Source organism: Scytonema sp. NUACC21, assembly GCF_054684315.1.
This window is the reverse complement of sequence record NZ_BAAFZH010000109.1, coordinates 415937-434362: the sequence shown is the minus strand read 5'-3', so window position 1 is coordinate 434362 and position 18426 is coordinate 415937. Positions and strand designations below refer to the sequence as shown.

The window sequence follows — 18426 nt, the reverse complement described above, 5'->3', positions numbered from 1 at the left end:
TGCGGCTTGGGTCTAGTAGGCAAAACTCTGGCACACGTAGTTGGTACTGTCATCCTAGGTGGGGCGGTCAAATCAAAACTAAATTATCTCGATGCACCACAGTTTCAGCACCGACATAGCCTAAAATTGTGGGAATTTCATTGGAACGGCGTCCGCGAATCTTTTGCAATTCGGCACTGGTATAGTTGACAAGTCCTCTAGCAATTTCATGACCGTTTTTGTCGCACAATTGCACGGCATCTTGAGTGTCAAACTCTCCTTCTACTGTTAGAATACCAGCGGCTAACAATGACCTACCACCAGTAGAAATTGCGATCGCTGCTCCTTCATCTAAATACAATTTTCCTGCTGGAATCAAACCGTAAGCTATCCAACGTTTGCGAGCAGATGTTGGTTCTGGTTGCGCTTCAAAGTGAGTTCCAATAGGTTCGCCTTGTAGGATTTTTTCTATGTTCCGGGGTTGTCGCCCTTCGGTGATGACAGTACGGACACCGGCAGCTACGGCAATTCTCGCTGCTGAAATTTTTGTTACCATCCCGCCTGTTCCCCATTGAGAACCCTGGCTACCTGTTTGCACTTGTAATGCTGCTAATTCTTTGATGTTACTGACTAAAGCTATAGGCTGGGCATCGGGTACAGAACGGGGATCTGCTGAATAAAGTCTATCTACATCTGTTAGCAAAAAGAGCCAATTGGCTTCTACCAAGCTAGCAACTAAAGCTGACAGCGTATCATTGTCACCAAATTTTAGCTCTTCTACTGCTACGGTGTCATTTTCATTCACAACTGGAATGACACCCAGTTCTAGTAATTCTTTAAAGGTGTTGTAAACGTTAAGATATCGACTGCGCTGTACTAAATCGCTACGGGTGAGTAAGACTTGAGCAATTGGCTGCTGCAAAGTTGTAAATAAATCGTCGTATACCCGCATTAGCCTGCCTTGACCTACTGCTGCAACTGCCTGTTTTAAAGCAATTGCTTTGGGTCGTTCGGTTAGCCCCAATCGCGCACACCCCACTCCCACAGCTCCAGAAGAAACTAAAACCACTCGATGTTTCTGCCGTCGCAGGTGCGAAAGGGTTTCTGCCAGGGTGGCAATGGTGGAAAGTGCAAGTTGTCCGGTTTCCGGTTGGGTCAGGCTAGATGTGCCAATTTTAACAACGATTGTTTGAGTCATTGGTCGAGAGTCAAGAGTCGAGAGTCAAGAGTCAAGAGTCAAGAGTACTTTGGACAAAGGACTGAGGACTAAGGACAAATGACTAAATTGTAAAGCGCCAGTCCTCCTATATGTGAAGGCTGACGCTCTACATTTTTATCTTTACTTATTATGGGTGAGGTCTTTATTTTGCTGACCTCATTGTTATATGTACTTATACTCTCCGATTTCAGCGAATACTTCAGAGTTTTTAACTATTTCTTTAGATTTATTTTCCTGACTATTTATTACTTTTTGTCAAGATTTCTAAATCTTCTTTTCTTTGGCGTAATCGAGGCTCCTAAAATTTCCGATGCCCAGACTTCAAAGTTTCGTATTGGGTGAGAGCGCAGGGCCGCATCTGGGTGTACAATCGGTTCGACCAATATAGTGAACATTCCCAGGCGGTTCCCTGCAAGCACATCGGTAAACAAGCGATCGCCTACCATCGCGACTTGGTTGACTGGCAAATTCATTGCCTTGAGTGCTTCTCTAATTTTGCGTCGCGAGGGTTTAGCGGCACTGATAAAGTACGGTATGTCGAGGGAGCGAGCTATACCACCTATACGGGCATCGCTTATGTTATTGCTGACCAACCATAACTTCGCACAAGAACGAACTTCCTCTACCCATTGTTGCAATTCTGGGGAAGCTGAAGCCACTCTTATTGGTACCAGTGTTTCATCCACATCTAACACCAGCCCTTTGAGTTCGTATTTCCTGATAATATCTGGTGTTAGGTTTAACACTGAACCTTCTAATATCAAATCGGGCTGCAAGAAATTATTCCAGCTCATAGCGTTCTCAATTCAGCGATTACCCAGCTCCTACATTTCCAACTTTATCCAGTATAAAGTCAGATTCTTCAGGGCAGCAAAGTTCTATACCAATAACCGCTGCCTGAGTTTTTATCAAAAGTTTTTCATCACCTATAATAATTTAAAATCCTTTCTTAAAAATTAAAAGACCTTTTAATTTTTAATTTGGGATTTCCAATTTTACTCAACTTCGTTGAATAGGTGTTCCTCCAAAAGTGGTTGAACCTTACGAAACTCTTCTGGAGACAATAATTCTGGTTCTCCATTTTTTGATATGCGTGCAAAAAACAGCAGGGGATCTAGAGGGGTGTAAATTGCGTACTCTTGTTCTTTATGGTAAAAGTTTGCCAAAAGTTGTAATTGCTCTGGTTCTAAATCAGTGCCTTCATCTTCAATTTCTAAGGTGAAGAGTTCTGACTCCTCTACGGGTGGCAACTCCCCTGCTACAGTCAGAGCATAGGCAGTGTTCTTTAACATGAGGTTTTGTTCTGCGAGAACAACTTGAGCCGTGTCAAAGATTTCGTCAATAACTGCTTCATCTTCAACTAGAATCGCTTCCTCTTCCTCGTCGTCACCTTGCCAAGAAAAAATTTCTACTGGTGAATCAACCGGAAGAAGCAGGACGTATTCTTGTCCATCTACTTCCAGCGAATGCTCGATGTAGCATTCGAGGGTTCGCGATTTTTCGTCGGTTAAAGTGATGGAACCGGCGTGAACATTATCTTCTTCAGAAAACGGAGAGGAAAACATAGCCTAAGGGTGATTTATATCTGAAACGGTCTTTACGTATCTTTATTCTTTTAACTGAATATTATCAATCAAATGGCTATTGGGATAAATAATCAGTCTGGCGAATATTGCCTTTAAAAATTGTATCAGTCAGCAGAAACCTCTGCATGTTTAGAACTAGTTCGCCTTGCATCCAGCCATTGTTGCAGGATAATACAGGCTGCTTTGCGGTCAATCAGCCCTTTATGGCGTGAAGGAGAACGGTTTTCAGCGATGAGCATCTGCTCTGCTTGAAAGGATGTTAATCTTTCATCTACATATTCCACAGGCAGTTTGAGAGCTTTTGCAAGTCTTGTGGCAAATTTTTGCACTTGACGTGCCTGAAATCCCAAAGACCCGTCCATTGAATAAGGTAATCCTACAACTACGACTTGAACTTTGCGATCGCGAGCAATTTGTCCGAGTTTCTCCACATCTTCCTGAAAAGATGTTCGCTCTACCGTAGCGATCCCCGTTGCTATCAAGCCCGTGCCATCGCACCCTGCGACTCCAATCCGCTTGCGCCCTACATCTAATCCCAGTGCGGAGACGTACTTTTTAGAGGAGGAGGAGGGGGGACTACTTAAGCGCGTCCCCGTAATACCTTGTTCTTCTTCAAAACTCACCAATCTACTCCTGCTGTGTTTCTGCTGATTCCGGCTGGCATGAGGTTTCCATGCTATTTTTATTGCATGAAAAGGCAACAGTATCTGTAGATGATTTGGGTTTAGATCCTCTATCTGGTGATGCCTGCCGTCTTTGTCCTGTCCATGACATCCCTCCTGGTATTGGTTTGCGTGCTGGTTGCAAACCTTGTAGCATTTCTGGTAATTGAATTCCTTCTAGCGACACAAATTTTGACTCCCGCTGCTTGTGCCACACTGAGCGTGACATCATCAGTGTATGCTCTGTACGGGTTGCACCAATTCGTTCCAAATATTCTTCTCTTTCTGGATGGTAATCTGCTGAAGTCAACTGAAGGGCTTGTGGGGGGAAATCTTGAGCTATTCGCGCTAGTTGAGATAGCAATTCTGGGTACAGCCACGTATATGCTGGGTTGACTGTTAGTGTTGCTACATGGGGTTGTTGCCCTTTGCGATCCAGGCGCAGTTGGAAATAACCTATTGCTGCTTTGCGCTGAGGCTCAAATACATAACCACTGACGACTTCTGTTTTTGTCACCCATTGCTTCACTGCTTCTGTCAACGCAGTCGTCAAACTCGTTTTAAAGTCATCTGCATTGCGATCGAGCACCTGCCGCACGATTGGTGGCATGGATGATGTATCTAGTTGATACAGTAGCTGAGCATCTGCATTACTAACTGGAAGGAGATTGGGCAAGTCTGGTTCTGCTTGCGCCAATTCCTGAAGCAACTCCGGGTCGATTTCCCAATATGTCATTTCTGCCAGACGTTGAAATCCATTTCGTCTGTACAGTGCCAAAGCGTCTTTGTCATTCACGTTCACTTCTAGAATCCAAGTCCGGGCTTCCACAATGGATTCAAAGCAATGGCGAAGAAGTTGGGAGCCTATGACTTGCTTGTCAGTGCCACGGTCTAACACGACGCGATCGACGCGCCAAGTGCTGTGGGTGTAGTTAAATGGCGATACTTGAATCGTGCCCAAAAGCGTGCGTTCCTGTTCTGCCACAAAAGCACAAAGACCGTACTGTAGTGGGTTTGGGAACCAACTCAACAACTTTAATAACCCATACCATCGGCGCATCCATTGCATTTGCCGCATGGCATCACTGGCTCCTTTGGGTGTTTGGGCTGCAAATGACTCTTGAGTTAGGCGTTCAATGGCGTCCAGATCCCGGTATTGGACTGGTCTTACGATCGCGCTGAGATTTCGAGGAAGCAAGGAAGTCATTTTCATTCGACCCGCCATTCACCTTATAATAACTGGAACAAAGGAACTGCTGCAATCATCTTAACGGCTTTCCGCTTCCTTCCAGTGGACCAAAAGGGTGATTTTTACAACAAAATACTTAAATAGCAGATTTTATTTATAATGACGCGAGCGCCATTGTAACAAAATCTGCTTTTATTTTATTTGATTTTTTCGGAATTTAACAAATCTGCTGACTAACTAGATTTGCCGAGAAATGAGCTTCTCAAAATTTGCTTGGGTTTGATGGAGGAGTTCTTCTCGGCTATCTTCTACAGTCTGCTTTAGGGATGGAACCAGATTGCGGGCTTGCAGAGCCATGTGAAGTTGTAGGTGGGCAACGTATTCACTAAAATCTTCACGCACTGCGTTCGCGCCCTTTAGGAAAGTTGATTCCATTGCCACTGTGTTCTCCTTATTATCTTCGTTCTGCAATTGATTGATTTACATTATCAATACTTATCACGTTGTTTTGCTTATCTTCTTACTTTGCAATGAACTTTAATGCATGACTCGGAAATTGTAAAAATTTATGAAGATTTTTCACTTTGCTTGGTTTGCACGCTGTAAACATAAAAGATTGTTTAACCCCCTATCATACCAATTGAACGGGGGTTTGTTCGTAAAAGTTTACATTTTCTTTACCAGTTACTCACTTTTGGTACGTATTCTTAACATGAAGAGTTGGGTTGACAATTAACCGTTGTTGCTCAAAGTCTAGGTAAATTTCCCAAAAAATCCTGATTTGCCAAAAACACATCAGAATTCGATGAGTAGAGTCTGCCGACAATAGGTCAAGCAAATATCTTGCCACAAGCCCCTCATTCTCATAAAGATAGGGGGCAAAAATTAACGGTTGGTGGGTATAGTCCATCCAACACTAAAGGAAAGTGTTGCATTACACCTTAATATCCGGTGAGTTATGAGTTGGCTTGATATTAGGCATTTCTTTTTGATGGAATTTAAAGATGTTTACAAAGAATGTATAAATGATTAACCGTATCATTAATTACACTTAAGCTAGAAATAAACAAGCAACAGACCATTTAGGTTGAAGCAACCCAAATATTGCAATGAGTAGGTCGATATGAAAAAACGTAACTGGAGAAGGTCGTCATTTGTCATAAGTCATAAGTCATTTGATGGCTTTCTGACAAATTTACATTTTGTCATATTGTTCTGTTTATTCCCATCCACATACTTAAGCAAGGTTTGTGCCCTAAACCCAAGCAACCCAAGCAGCTGTTGCTGATTTATCTTTCAAAAAAATGTCAATTCACCACTTCTCTAAGGAAAGCATCAGGCAACAGGTCAAACCAGGAACTATGGTGCGAGGTGTGAAGTTACAAGCTAGTTACTCAAAACTAGCTTTGAGCCAGAGAATCATCATGCCATTTCTTCTGGTTTTCTTCAGCATCATGGTGCTATCAGTCATTACCTTCGCTTACTGGTTTAGCAGTAGTATGCAGCAGCTGGTAACCAGTCACCTTGAGACTACTACATTAACAGTTTTACAAGAATTGCATCAAGAAAAACAACTTTTAGACTCTTGGGCAAAGCTGATAGCTGAGCGAGAAGACGTGCGTACTGCAATTAAGCAGGCTGACAACCAAGCACTTCTTAAGATATTAGTTGCACAAAAAACCACTTTAAAACTAGATTTGCTGAAAGTCGTTAACAAAAACGGTGCTACCCTGTTAAATTTGAGACAACCAGCATTGAATGAGTCACTCTTATTAGAGGATAGAAGAAGTATTTCCCAAGCACTGAGTGGTTTGTATCCTTCTGATGTTATCAATGTTATTGGAGAAAAAGGACAAATACAGTCAGTGTTGGTTGGATTGGCACCTGTTAAGGATGGGGCAGAAGTCATGGGAGTGATTGAACTTGGTACTGTCATCAAACAAGAATTATTTCAACACCTAGACTCAATGAAAGGCGAACACGTGGTTGCTTTCAATACAAATACAGTGGCAAGATCTGACGAAAAGCCTTTACTTTGTGTCTATGCTTCCACAATACCAGCAGCTTGCAAAACTAAATGGCAACTACCTCCAGTTTCCAATCCACCGCAACGTCTCATAATTGCAGGTGAAGATTATTTAGCTAAAAGCGTCGTTCTGACTGGGTTAAGCAAATCTTCTCTAACACTTGCAGTACTGAAATCTCTTGGTCCGTTGAACAAAACTTTACAGTTCTTATGGTTGAGGTTGTGGAGTTTTTTTGTATTGGGTGGGTTAATAACAATTTTTGTAGGTAAAAGTATTGCACGAAGAATTTCTGACCCTTTGCTAGCCGTGACTCAAGTGGCACAAAAAGTTACAAAGGAATCAAACTTTGATTTGCAAGTCCCAGTGACTAGCCATGATGAAGTGGGAATACTAGCAGCTTCTCTCAACAGTCTGATTCGCAAAGTATCAGAATACACTCAGCAATTAGAACAAGAAAGGCAAAATTTAGAAAGACGCGTCCAAGAACGGACTCATCAACTTCTACAAAAAAATCAGGAATTAAATTTAGCTTACGATCAACTTACCGAAGCCTTAAACGAACTACAGCAAACTCAAGCACAATTAATTCAGACTGAAAAAATGTCCTCGCTTGGTAATATGGTAGCGGGAGTTGCCCATGAAATCAATAATCCCATCAACTTTATTTATGGCAACATAGCCTATGTAAAGGACTATGCAGAAGAATTACTAAGGTTACTATTTTTTTACCAACAAGAGTATCCTCAACCATCTGTTGGCATTCAAACTCACTTAGAAGAAATAGATTTTGATTTTATTAGCGAGGATTTGCCCAAACTGATGTCTTCAATGAAAATGGGTGCTCAACGTATTCGTGATATTGTTTTCTCGTTGAGGAATTTCTCGCGACTTGATGAAGCGGAAATGAAAGCTGTAACCATCCATGAAGGCATTGACAGTACTTTATTACTTCTCAATCATCGAATTACAGACAAAATTGAAGTTATTAAAGAATACGGGAATTTACCACTTGTTGAGTGCTATCCAGCACAACTTAATCAAGTGTTTATGAATATATTGAGTAACGCTATAGATGCTTTGGAAGGGTCATTTGTAGAGGAGCCAGGAAAAATAACTCACGATAAGGAAAAAAGGACAAATTCTGCTGCTATCAAGATTAGTACTGAAGTTGTGACAGTCAAGAACTCAATCCAAGGTATATGCTTGCAAATCACAGATAATGGAACCGGAATTCCACCTAAATTTCGAGATAAAATTTTTGACCCTTTTTTCACAACAAAAGAAGTGGGTAAGGGTGCTGGATTGGGCTTATGGATTTGCTATCAAATTATCCAGAAGCACAAGGGCAAAATTGAAGTTTTTTCTGTGCCCAATCAAAGAACAACTTTTACTATCACTTTGCCTCTTGTACAGTCAGAAGGTGGTGGTTAATAAGTAGAGCGTTAAAAATTAAGGTCGTCTTTTGTCATCTGTCATTTGTCATTTGTCATTTGTAAGGCAAGGTTAGTGGTGTACAAGTTGAATTTCCCCCCCATAATCCACGCCACTTGCGGGACTGTCGAGAAACCGCGTTCTTCGCAGTGGCTCCCCCTTATCAAGGGGAGGGTTAGGGAGGGGTAAAGCAGCTAAAACCAGTGTCTGGAATAGTAAAACATTGCTGGAAAAACCCATCCCTACTTACCACTAGCTACTAACTCATCTAGTTTTTCATAGGGTTTTTCTACACCCTGTGCTAAATATTCAGCCAACTGAACTTCTATTTGGTCACGTACAATTTGGCGATATTCTAGGAAATGCTCGTTGTGAGCACAGGTGGCAAGGTAATGTTCTGCAACTGCGGGATTGTGCTTGATAATGCTAAACAAGTGGTGCCAGAATTTCCAACGAGTTTCCCGTTTGATTCCTTGTCTCCAAATAACAATGAGAAGTGCTTTTATAACCACCCACTCTGGCATTTTAAACGGTGCTTTCCAACTTGGCTTACCCATCATGAGGAAACAGCGGTAGGTGCGATCCAAGTACTTTATTGGATCGTATAAAGTACAGAAAGCTTCTACGTATTCTCTAGCAATGTCTTCTAGGGGACGGGTGGGGATAAAGTTCATTAAAGTCGTCTGGTTGATGTTACCATCTTTGTTTTCCCGCAGTCGTCCTTCTTTGTTCAGGCGATGCCAAAGGGCTGTATTTGGTAGCGCTTGTAACATGGCAAAAGTGGTTGAGGGAATTGCTGCAAGTTCGGCAAAGCGGACAATACGATCGCCCGCACCTGGTTTTTCCCCATCAAACCCAATAATAAACCCTGCCATCGGTCGCAATCCAGCTTTAATAATGGAGTAAACTGCATCAGTGAGAGAACTGCGGGTATTTTGAAACTTCTTGGTAAATTGCAGGCTTTCCTCATCGGGTGTTTCAATTCCCAAAAACACCGCAGCAAAACCGCACTCAACCATCAACTCCATCAATTCTGGATCTTGTGCCAAATCGACAGAAGCTTCGGTGTCAAACCGGAATGGATAGTTGTGTTCTGCCATCCAAACTTTCAACTCTTTGAGCAACAATTTGACATTGCGCTTGTTGCCAATAAAGTTGTCATCGACCATAAAAATACCGCGCCGCCAACCCAACTTGTAGAGGTAATCTAATTCTGCCAGCAACTGTGCGGGTGTTTTGGTGCGCGGCTTACGTCCGTAAAGGACAATAATGTCACAAAATTCGCACTGAAATGGACAACCCCGTGAAAACTGAATCGACATCATGTCATAGGCATCGAAGTCTAGCAACTCAAATCGGGGTATGGGAGTGATTGTGACATCAGGTTTTTCTGTGGCGCGGAAAGTGCCAGAGGTTTCACCCCGTTGAATAGCCTCGACAAACATTGGCAGGGTAATTTCCCCTTCGTCTAAAATGAGAAAATCTGCTCCAACTTCCCGGACTTCGTGAGGTAATGAAGTTGGGTAGGGTCCGCCCACGGCAACTAACTTACCGCGTTGCTTTGCTTCACGAATTTGTTCGAGCAAATCTTGTTTTTGGACTATCATGGCGCTGAAGATACACACATCTGCCCATGCCCATTCTTCCTCTGTGACTGACCGAATGTTGCGATCGACTAGCTTGAATTCCCATTCTTGAGGCAAAATTGCCGCTACCGTTACCAAACCTAAGGGTGGTAGCAGAACCTTACGGTTAACTAAGTCCAAGATTTTTTCGTAGGACCAAAACGTTTTGGGAAAAATAGGATAAACCAATAAAACTCGCATTAACCGTTACGCCTCATTTAAAATCATCGAATTAGTGAAAATGGTATTTTATACCAGAGGTACTTGTAGACGAAATTCACTGCTTTGTAGTTTCTATTTTTTATTAGCTGTAAACAAAAATGTTACACTATTCTCAATTAAACTTGGAAAATCTGCTTTCCAAATAAAAAATTCCAGCTTCAGATTGAACAAAAAGGTCGTCATGGATCGTGGGTCATTAGTCATCTGCTATACACAGGTTGTAAGGGCGCAAGGTCTCCGCGCTCCTACATTACCTGCAAAATGCTGTAAATATGCAAGTTTTAGACTTGATGTGCTTATCGGTTCTAGGTAAATGATTTACCTTGCTGCACTTGTTACCATCTGCAATCTAGCAAATTCCGAGCATTTGTATTTTTTAATACAGCATGAGAGATGCTATATCGATAATTTCATAAAATCCAGTATAAATTGAATTCGATGTCAGAAGACTAGACTCCTGATTTTAGTTTTTCATCCTTATTTAATACATCTTTAATTGTGACTCGGATCACTGTCAAAATCTGGTTACAAGTAAAAAATATATCATCTTGGGTATGAAGGGAAGGTGTAGCAATATGCTCAAGTTGAGTAGATACAACATTATTGAAGCAATTCACCTCAGTGATAATACTGCTATTTTTCGTGGCATTTCTATACTAGATCGAAAACCAGTTATTATTAAAACATCTCATAATAAATATCCTTCTTTGGAAGAAATCATTTTATTAAGACATGAATATCAAATAACAAAAGATTTAGATATAGAAGGAATTATCAAACCTTATGGGTTGGAGAACCATGAAAACGGACTAGCGTTGGTTCTCGAGTATTTTGAAGGGTGCTCTCTCGACAAATTGATTGAGTGTAAAAAGTTTGACCTTCGTGATTTTTTGAACTTCGCAATTCAGCTAGCAAAAACTTTGTCAGAATTGCATAAAAATCAAATTATTCATAAAGATATTAAAACTTCAAATATTCTTCTGAATCTCGAAACTCGGCAAGTTAAAATAACAGATTTTGCGATCGCTACACGTTGCTGTCATGAAAAACAAAATATTGCCAGTACAAATAACTTTGAAGGCACTCTTGCCTATATGTCACCCGAGCAGACTGGCAGAATGAATTGTTCTATTGATTATCGCACTGACTATTACTCATTGGGTGTGACTTTTTATGAAATGCTGACAGGTCAGTTGCCATTTGTATCAACCGATCCAATGGAAATCATCCATTGTCATATTGCCAAAAAACCCATTCCACCTCATGAGTTAAATTCAGAAATTCCCGTAATGGTTTCTGAGATTGTCATGAAGCTACTTGCAAAAAACCCTGAAGATAGATACCAAAGCGCTTTGGGGCTGCAATCTGACCTCGAATTGTGTTTAACCCAATTAAACAGGACAGGCAAAATCGAGAAATTTATTTTAGCAAAACAGGATATACCCAGTCAATTGCTCGTGGCTGAAAAATTAGAGAAAATTTCAGCGATTGACTCGACATCCCGCACAAATGATGAATTATTTGCCTATCCGATTTCCGTGACAAAAACGGCAAAATCTACAACCACAACAGCTATAGAATCTTTAGATTTATCAACAGTGCTTAAAGTTTCTTACGCTATTTCTGAAGAAATTTTTCTGGACAAGCTGTTAGATAAGTTAATGCACATTCTTATTGAAAATGCGGGAGCTCAAAAAGGGTTACTGATTTTACAAAAATCTGGAAAACTCGTTTTAGTGGCTGAGGGTTCTATTGAAACGGAAAAAGCTGTTCTCATTCCCTCTTTGCCTGTTGAAGAAAGCGCTGATTTACCTATATCTATTATTAATTATGTGGCGAAAACTCAGGAACCCTTAGTTGTTAATAATGCAACTCACGAGGAATTATTTATCAACGACCCATATATTCTCAAGCGCCAGCCTCAATCTATTCTGTGTCTGCCAATTATCTACCAGAATAATCTAACGGGACTGTTATATCTAGAAAATTGTATAACTCAGGGAGCTTTTACACGCGATCGCCTAAAAATCCTATCGCTGTTATGCACTCAAGTGTCTATTTCGATAGAAAATGCCAGCCTGTACCAAAATTTACAAAGCTACTCCCAAGAATTGGAGGAGAAAAACCAGGCTTTGGAAGAATCGGAAACTAGAGAACGAGAAAAAGCAAGCCAGCTAGAAGAAGCATTGGAGCAACTGCAAAATACTCAGTTACAACTTATACAAAGTGAAAAGCTGTCGAGTTTGGGACAAATGGTAGCAGGAATTGCTCATGAAATTAACAACCCGGTTACCTTCATCAATGCCAACCTTTCCCATGCAAGTAACTATACTCAAGACTTGCTGCATCTGATTAATTTATACCAGCAATACTATCCCGACCCAATTGATGAAATTAAAGATGAAATAGAAGCAATGGACTTGGGGTTTCTCCAAGAAGATTTGCCAAAAATGCTGAAATCCTTAAAGGTAGGGGCAGACCGGATTAAAGAAATTATTCGCAATTTGCGTAATTTTTCCAGACAAGATTCATTGGAAATGACGTTGCAAGATGTTCATGAAGGAATAGATACCACCTTAATGATTTTGCAACACCGTCTCAAAGCCCAACCCCACAGACCTGCTATTGACGTTATTAAAGAGTATAGCGATTTACCAATGGTACAGTGCTATGCTGGTTTGCTCAACCAAGTTTTTATGAATCTCTTGGCTAATGCAATTGATTCTATTGAAGACTCATTTGTCAAGTATCATGCGTCATTAGTACAAGACAAAGAAAGCTTGATAGATCGCAAAGGACTAATTTATATTCGCACAGACATATCAGATAGCGATCGCGTAACCATTCGGATTGCAGATAATGGTTCTGGTATGCCAGAAGAGGTGAAATGCAAGCTGTTTAGCCCGTTCTTCACCACAAAACCGGTAGGTAAAGGAACAGGTATTGGGTTATCAATCAGCCGTCAGATTATCGAAGAAAAGCACAAAGGACAGTTGAGTTGTATGTCATCACCCGGTCAAGGTGCGGAGTTTATTATCGAAATTCCACTTCGGCAACAGTGCGAAGAAAAGGAAGTAGATGAAATGGTAGTTTGAGTCTATTCTTCTTTCGCCATATAAAATAGGTACCCTTAATTATAAGTATTATAAATGCCTAAACCAGTCAACGGTGAGCACTGCCCACCCTACAAAAATTGGGAATTTTAGAGCGTCCAAGGAGTATATTTGATGGCATCTATTAAGATAGCTATACCATCCCTACTTTGCTGGTTGGACACCACTGATTTTTAAAACATCACTGATGGTTTCGCAATAATTTGGTAATGCAAAACTTGCTGGATTAACGACAGTTTTGTAAGTAAAATGTCGGTAGTTCATACAGAACCTATCCCAAGCAGCCATTTGGATGCGGAACAAAACAATAATTATGTTGGCTAATGATAAAGATAAAGGGATGCGAAAGTAAATTTTTTTACCAAGATAGGCACAAATTTCTTCAATTGCTTGGTTGGCAGTTATTTGCTGCTGACCTAGGACAAATCGTCGCGGTTTTTTTGCTGGAGGAGGATTTTCAATTAAGTATTTCACGGTAGTGGCAATATCTTGTCCGTGAATGAAGTGAAAACTCCCATCAGCACTAAAAAAGCGAATTAAATCTATGTATTTTGTGACTTCTGGAAGACCGGATGTTAGATGGGAGTATGGTTTTTTGGAATCGCCACCCAAGACTAAAGTTGGGAATAGGGAAGTCACTTTAGGGGCGATCGCTAATTGTGGTATCTTTTGCAAGCAATCATATTTAGAACGGATATAATCTGTCCCTAATTCCCCTGCTTCTTTTAATGGTTGGTTGTTACTATCCAAAACACTAGCAGTGGAAAAATAAATGACTTGTTCGCATTTTTGTGGCTCTAGTAAATTTAGCAACTCTAGGGTTTTAGATACATTAATTTCAAATGTTCCTTCTCCACCCCAAGCGGTTGCTGTGAGCACGGCAACATCTATTGTTTTCAACAAGTCAGCAAATTGCCCTATTTCTTGCATATCACCTTGTAATACAGTGATACCGGGACGTGCTTGCGTATCAACTTGCAGTTTTTTGGGATTTCTTACCAGTAGATAAAGCTCGTGGTCTGTTTGTTGTATTAAAGTTTCGCTAATATAGTGACCGATACAACCACTTGCACCCGTCACAAAGATACGTTTCTGACTCATAGACAATAGTTAGGAGTTAGAGATTAAGAGTTGGGAAAAAGGTAAAAAGTTCCGAGTTTGCTTAGTCCCTACTCATGTACAGACGCGCCATAGCGCGTCTGTACAACCCTCTACCCCTATTTCCTCCTTACACAGCCACTGCATTGAGATTCTTTGCCGTCTCAAAGAAGAAAGCTACGTTTTCCTCTGGTGTTTCTGGTAAAACACCGTGACCGAGGTTGAGAATGTGTCCGCGATTACCTGCTTTGCGAACAGTATCTAGGATGCGATCGCGAATAAATTCTTTGGAACCGAAGAGCACGCCTGGGTCAAGATTGCCTTGCACTATCATTTGCCTGCCCAATCTTTCCCGTGCATCTGCCATATCGACTGTCCAGTCTACACTGATTGCATCTGCGCCCGATTGTGCCATTCTTTCCAGCAAACCAGCACTGCCACTTACTAGCAGAATTAAGGGTGTTTCTGGATGAGTCGCCTTAACTTGCTGGAAAACCCGTTGCTGGTAGGGTAGAGCAAAGACTTCGTAATCTTGAGGGCTTAACTGACCTGCCCAAGAGTCGAACATTTGTACGACTTGAGCACCACAGTCAATTTGGTAGCGGACATAGGTTGCGATGGAGTCTGCCAATTTTCCTAGCAGTTGATGCAGGAGTCTTTGGTCTGTGAACGCCATATTTTTGATAATGGAGTAGGTTTTAGAACCTTTGCCTTCCACTGCATAAGCTGCCAATGTCCAAGGCGCACCCACAAAGCCCAGCACTGTTGATTTGTTGCCTACTTCCTGCCGCAACGCCTTTAATATTGGTTTAATGAACGGCAGGGATTCTTCTGGGTCAAGAGGGCGCAGGTTATCAATTTGCTCGGATGTCCGAATGGGGGAGTAAATGATTGGACCTTTGCCTTCCGCGATATCCATATCAATGCCCATGCCTGGTAGCGGCGTGACAATGTCGGAAAACAAAATCACTCCATCTGGTTGAAAGGCTTTCCAAGGTTGCAAGGATATTTCAATCGCTACTTCCGGTATTTCCGAGCGATCGCGAAAAGAAGGGTACTTCTCCCTTAAATCTCGATAAGCTTTCATATACCGTCCCGCCTGCCGCATCATCCATACGGGAGGACGATCTAAAACTTCACCACGAGCTGCCCTAAGGAGAAATGGATCGTTAGAGGAAACACCCATTTAACAATTCATCCTAAACTCTTTTTTTTGTCATTGTTTAGCTTATCATTCCTAGTTTGTCCTTTTGCTCAAGGAATGGCTTTGAAGTACTGTTCGCAAAACTTCTTATAAAATGAGCATCCAAATGCAAAGTTTTAAGAAGCAGCTATTGACAACTTCTAGGAATCGGTCAGATTTCGATACGGTACAGACCAAGTAATATATTTTTATGTCAACCAACTCAAACCACCCCTCAAATGAAGCGCCTGCCTCTGATGTTGCTATCTCAAAACAGTTTTTGATACCGCGATCGCAGCAAAGAAAATTCTTTATCCTGTTTACCCTCATGACTATTGTGGGGTGGGTTGTGGGTGGAATTGCCAGTATTGCCATAGAAAAGATTCTTGTTGAAACACTTTCACCTGAAGTTTTTCAGCAGCCAAGATGGTACACCCTGGGAAGCTACATAAGCAGTTGTGTGTTTGCGGTTATCTTTGGTGCGGATCAAGCCCTGGTTGTCAGGCAATACGTATCTGGCTGGTTGTGGATGCTAGGGACAAGTTTGGGTTGGCTAGTTTCCAGCAACATTTCTGCAGCTTGGATTAACTACATCTCATCTATCGCCGCATCGTTCAATAGGAGTTTATCGTTTGAAGAGGCTGTGATTTTTGGAATTTTGTCAACTATTGCATACATTTTTTCAGGGATTTGGCTGGGGTTTTTCCAATGGATAGTGCTGCGACGATATACAACAGGTGCTTGGTGGTGGAACTTTGTCCCTTCATTATCATTTTTACTGATTAGTATTTTTGTTGGATTGCTTTCTTTTTTGCAAGATTTTATTCCAGCAATTACCCGAGATCGGGTAGTGTATTTGAGCGGACAAGCATTTACAGCAGCTATTCTGGGAATTATCCCAGCAATTAGCTTTTGTACCTTAAAAACAAAACATCGAACTCAGATTCAAGAAGATGAATAAAGACAATGCTTTACAAACGACAGTCACGCCACCCATCGTGCTTAAGCAACCTCAAGTTTTAGAGTTGCACGGGGATCGCCGCATCGACAACTACTTTTGGATGCGAGATCTCGAAAACCCAGAAGTTATTGCTTATCTAGAAGCTGAGAACGCTTACACCAAAGCGATGATGCAGCATACTGAAGCGCTGCAAACAAAGCTTTACGAGGAAATGCTGGGTCGCATTAAAGAAACTGATTTGTCGGTTCCATCCCGCAAAGATAATTATTATTATTATTCTCGTACAGAAGAAGGAAAAGCGTATCCAATTTACTGTCGCAAACAGGGTAGCCTTGATGCTCCTGAAGAAGTGCTGTTAGACCAAAATGAATTAGCAAAAGAGCATGAATTTTTTAGCTTGGGAGTCTTTCAGGTTAGCCCCAATCACGAAATCTTAGCTTACTCTGTTGATACCAGTGGTGCTGAACAATACACACTTTTCTTTCTTGACTTAACCACACATCAGCTTTACCCAGAAACTATCCCTGAAACCTATTACTCTTTTGCTTGGGCTAACGATAACAAGACAGTTTTTTACACGAAAATCGACCAGGCAAACCGTCCGTTCCAACTTTTCAAGCATACTTTAGGAGCTTCTGTAGATGAGGATGTTCTGATTTATCACGAACCTGATGATGCTTTCTTTTTAGAAGTAGGTAAAACCAGAAGTCAAGCATACATTGTGATGAGTTTGGGCAGCCAAATTACATCAGAAACACACTATTTAGATGCTAACAATCCTAATGGAGCTTTTCAAATCTTTCACCCACGAAAGAAAGGGGTATTGTACGATATTGACCATCACAGCGATTATTTTTACATAGTCACTAATGACGAGGCAATCAACTTTAAACTTATGAAAACGCCCGTCGCCTCGCCAGCACAAGAGAATTGGGAGACTGTGATTCCCCATCGAGAAGATGTCATGCTTTCAGGCATTAGCTTGTTTGCCAATTACATGGTTATTTACGAACGACAGGGAGGGTTGCCTATTGGGCGCGTACAAAATTTATCGACAGGGGATTCGCATCAAATTTCTTTTCCAGAACCAACCTACGATTTTTACGAAAGTAGCAATCCGGAGTTTAATACAACAATCTTGCGGTTTAATTACACCTCCTTAATCACTCCCCATGCCGTGTTTGACTATGACATGGAAACCAATCAGCGAGAGTTAAAAAAAGAAACAGAAGTTCTTGGTGGATACGATAGAACACAGTACAAGAGCGAATGGTTGGTAGCTACCGCACAAGATGGTACGCAAATCCCCATCTCTATCGTTTACAAACAGGGCACTCAAAAAGATGGCAAAAACCCTCTTTTCCTAACAGGATATGGTTCTTACGGTTATCCTTATCCAGCTTCATTTTCATCTAATCGACTTTCGCTGTTAGACCGTGGGGTCGTGTGTGCCATTGCACATATTCGTGGTGGCGGTGACATGGGGCGCAAGTGGTATGAAGATGGCAAATTCTTGAAGAAAAAGAACACTTTTACTGATTTTATTGCTTGTGCTGAATACTTGATTGGTGAAAGGTGGACATCAAGCGATCGCCTTGCTATTTCTGGCGGGAGTGCTGGTGGTTTATTAATGGGAGCAGTTATGAATATGCGCCCCGACCTTTTTAAAGTTGTTGTAGCAGATGTTCCTTTTGTAGACGTGGTAACAACCATACTCGATACTTCCCTACCCCTCTCAGCAACGGAGTGGGAAGAATGGGGTAATCCAAACGATAAAGTTTATTACGACTACATGAAGTCCTACTCGCCCTACGATAATGTAGAGGCTAAGGATTACCCGGATACTCTAGTTCTAGCAGGCTTAAATGATTCGCGTGTCAAATACTGGGAACCAGCCAAATGGACAGCAAAACTGCGACAACTCAAAACAGACAATAATATTCTCTTGCTGCAAACCAACATGGGCGCAGGTCACAGTGGTGCATCCGGGCGCTATGAAAGCTTGAAAGAACTTGCTTTTGAGTATGCTTTTATTTTGGATAGGTTGGGTTTGGGAGAGAGTTAATTAGCTCTAAATCTACCTGTATACTAGATACTGATTTCATCGGTACTTCAGTATCTTTTTTAGCAA

The 18426-nt window shown here is 41.4% G+C and carries 13 protein-coding genes; 4 read left to right on the top strand and 9 right to left on the bottom strand.

The features are described 5' to 3' along the window. Positions 1-67: 67 nt before the first annotated feature. The 6 genes from proB to ACYRY3_RS44045 form a co-directional block, all read right to left on the bottom strand. Positions 68-1177: a glutamate 5-kinase gene (gene proB / locus ACYRY3_RS44070; protein WP_460208162.1), complete on the bottom strand. Its 1110-nt coding sequence runs from the start codon at positions 1175-1177 to the stop codon at positions 68-70. A gap of 266 nt (positions 1178-1443) precedes the next feature. Beyond that, entirely contained in the window at positions 1444-1992 is a 549-nt protein-coding gene (locus tag ACYRY3_RS44065; protein WP_460208161.1) for a YqeG family HAD IIIA-type phosphatase, read from the bottom strand. A 201-nt stretch (positions 1993-2193) separates the two neighbouring features. Further along, entirely contained in the window at positions 2194-2763 is a 570-nt protein-coding gene (locus ACYRY3_RS44060) for a DUF3727 domain-containing protein (protein ID WP_460208160.1), read from the bottom strand. A 125-nt stretch (positions 2764-2888) separates the two neighbouring features. Continuing rightward, the gene (ruvX, locus tag ACYRY3_RS44055; RefSeq protein ID WP_460208316.1) at positions 2889-3383 is read right to left on the bottom strand and encodes a Holliday junction resolvase RuvX; all 495 of its coding nucleotides are present in this window, start codon (positions 3381-3383) and stop codon (positions 2889-2891) included. A gap of 28 nt (positions 3384-3411) precedes the next feature. Continuing rightward, positions 3412-4671 (bottom strand): GNAT family N-acetyltransferase, encoded by a 1260-nt coding sequence (locus ACYRY3_RS44050; protein ID WP_460208159.1) that lies wholly within the window; start codon positions 4669-4671, stop codon positions 3412-3414. Positions 4672-4872: 201 nt separating this feature from the next. Next, positions 4873-5070, bottom strand: a complete 198-nt coding sequence (locus ACYRY3_RS44045) for a hypothetical protein (protein WP_460208315.1) — start codon at positions 5068-5070, stop codon at positions 4873-4875. An 869-nt stretch (positions 5071-5939) separates the two neighbouring features. Between ACYRY3_RS44045 and ACYRY3_RS44040 the strand changes: the two genes are divergently transcribed. After that, a complete protein-coding gene (locus ACYRY3_RS44040; RefSeq protein WP_460208158.1) occupies positions 5940-8093 on the top strand; it encodes an ATP-binding protein in 2154 nt (717 codons plus the stop codon). 242 nt (positions 8094-8335) lie between these two features. Here the strand turns inward: ACYRY3_RS44040 and ACYRY3_RS44035 are convergent, their stop codons facing one another. Next, entirely contained in the window at positions 8336-9919 is a 1584-nt protein-coding gene (locus tag ACYRY3_RS44035; protein ID WP_460208157.1) for a B12-binding domain-containing radical SAM protein, read from the bottom strand. A gap of 596 nt (positions 9920-10515) precedes the next feature. On the opposite strand from ACYRY3_RS44035, the gene ACYRY3_RS44030 reads away from it, so the two are divergent. Then, positions 10516-13035 (top strand): protein kinase domain-containing protein, encoded by a 2520-nt coding sequence (locus tag ACYRY3_RS44030; RefSeq protein WP_460208156.1) that lies wholly within the window; start codon positions 10516-10518, stop codon positions 13033-13035. A 162-nt stretch (positions 13036-13197) separates the two neighbouring features. Here the strand turns inward: ACYRY3_RS44030 and ACYRY3_RS44025 are convergent, their stop codons facing one another. Continuing rightward, on the bottom strand, positions 13198-14154 hold the full coding sequence (locus ACYRY3_RS44025; RefSeq protein ID WP_460208155.1) for an NAD-dependent epimerase/dehydratase family protein: 957 nt from the start codon (positions 14152-14154) through the stop codon (positions 13198-13200). A gap of 127 nt (positions 14155-14281) precedes the next feature. Further along, positions 14282-15337 (bottom strand): uroporphyrinogen decarboxylase, encoded by a 1056-nt coding sequence (gene hemE / locus ACYRY3_RS44020; protein WP_460208154.1) that lies wholly within the window; start codon positions 15335-15337, stop codon positions 14282-14284. A 325-nt stretch (positions 15338-15662) separates the two neighbouring features. Here hemE and ACYRY3_RS44015 point away from each other — a divergent pair, with 325 nt between their 5' ends. Together ACYRY3_RS44015 and ACYRY3_RS44010 are read left to right on the top strand one after the other, a co-directional pair. Then, positions 15663-16295, top strand: coding sequence for a hypothetical protein (locus ACYRY3_RS44015; protein WP_460208314.1), 633 nt, complete (start codon positions 15663-15665; stop codon positions 16293-16295). Beyond that, complete coding sequence (locus ACYRY3_RS44010; RefSeq protein WP_460208153.1) at positions 16288-18360, top strand: S9 family peptidase; 2073 nt, start codon at positions 16288-16290, stop codon at positions 18358-18360. Before ACYRY3_RS44015 ends, ACYRY3_RS44010 begins: the two co-directional genes overlap by 8 nt. Positions 18361-18426: the final 66 nt, after the last annotated feature.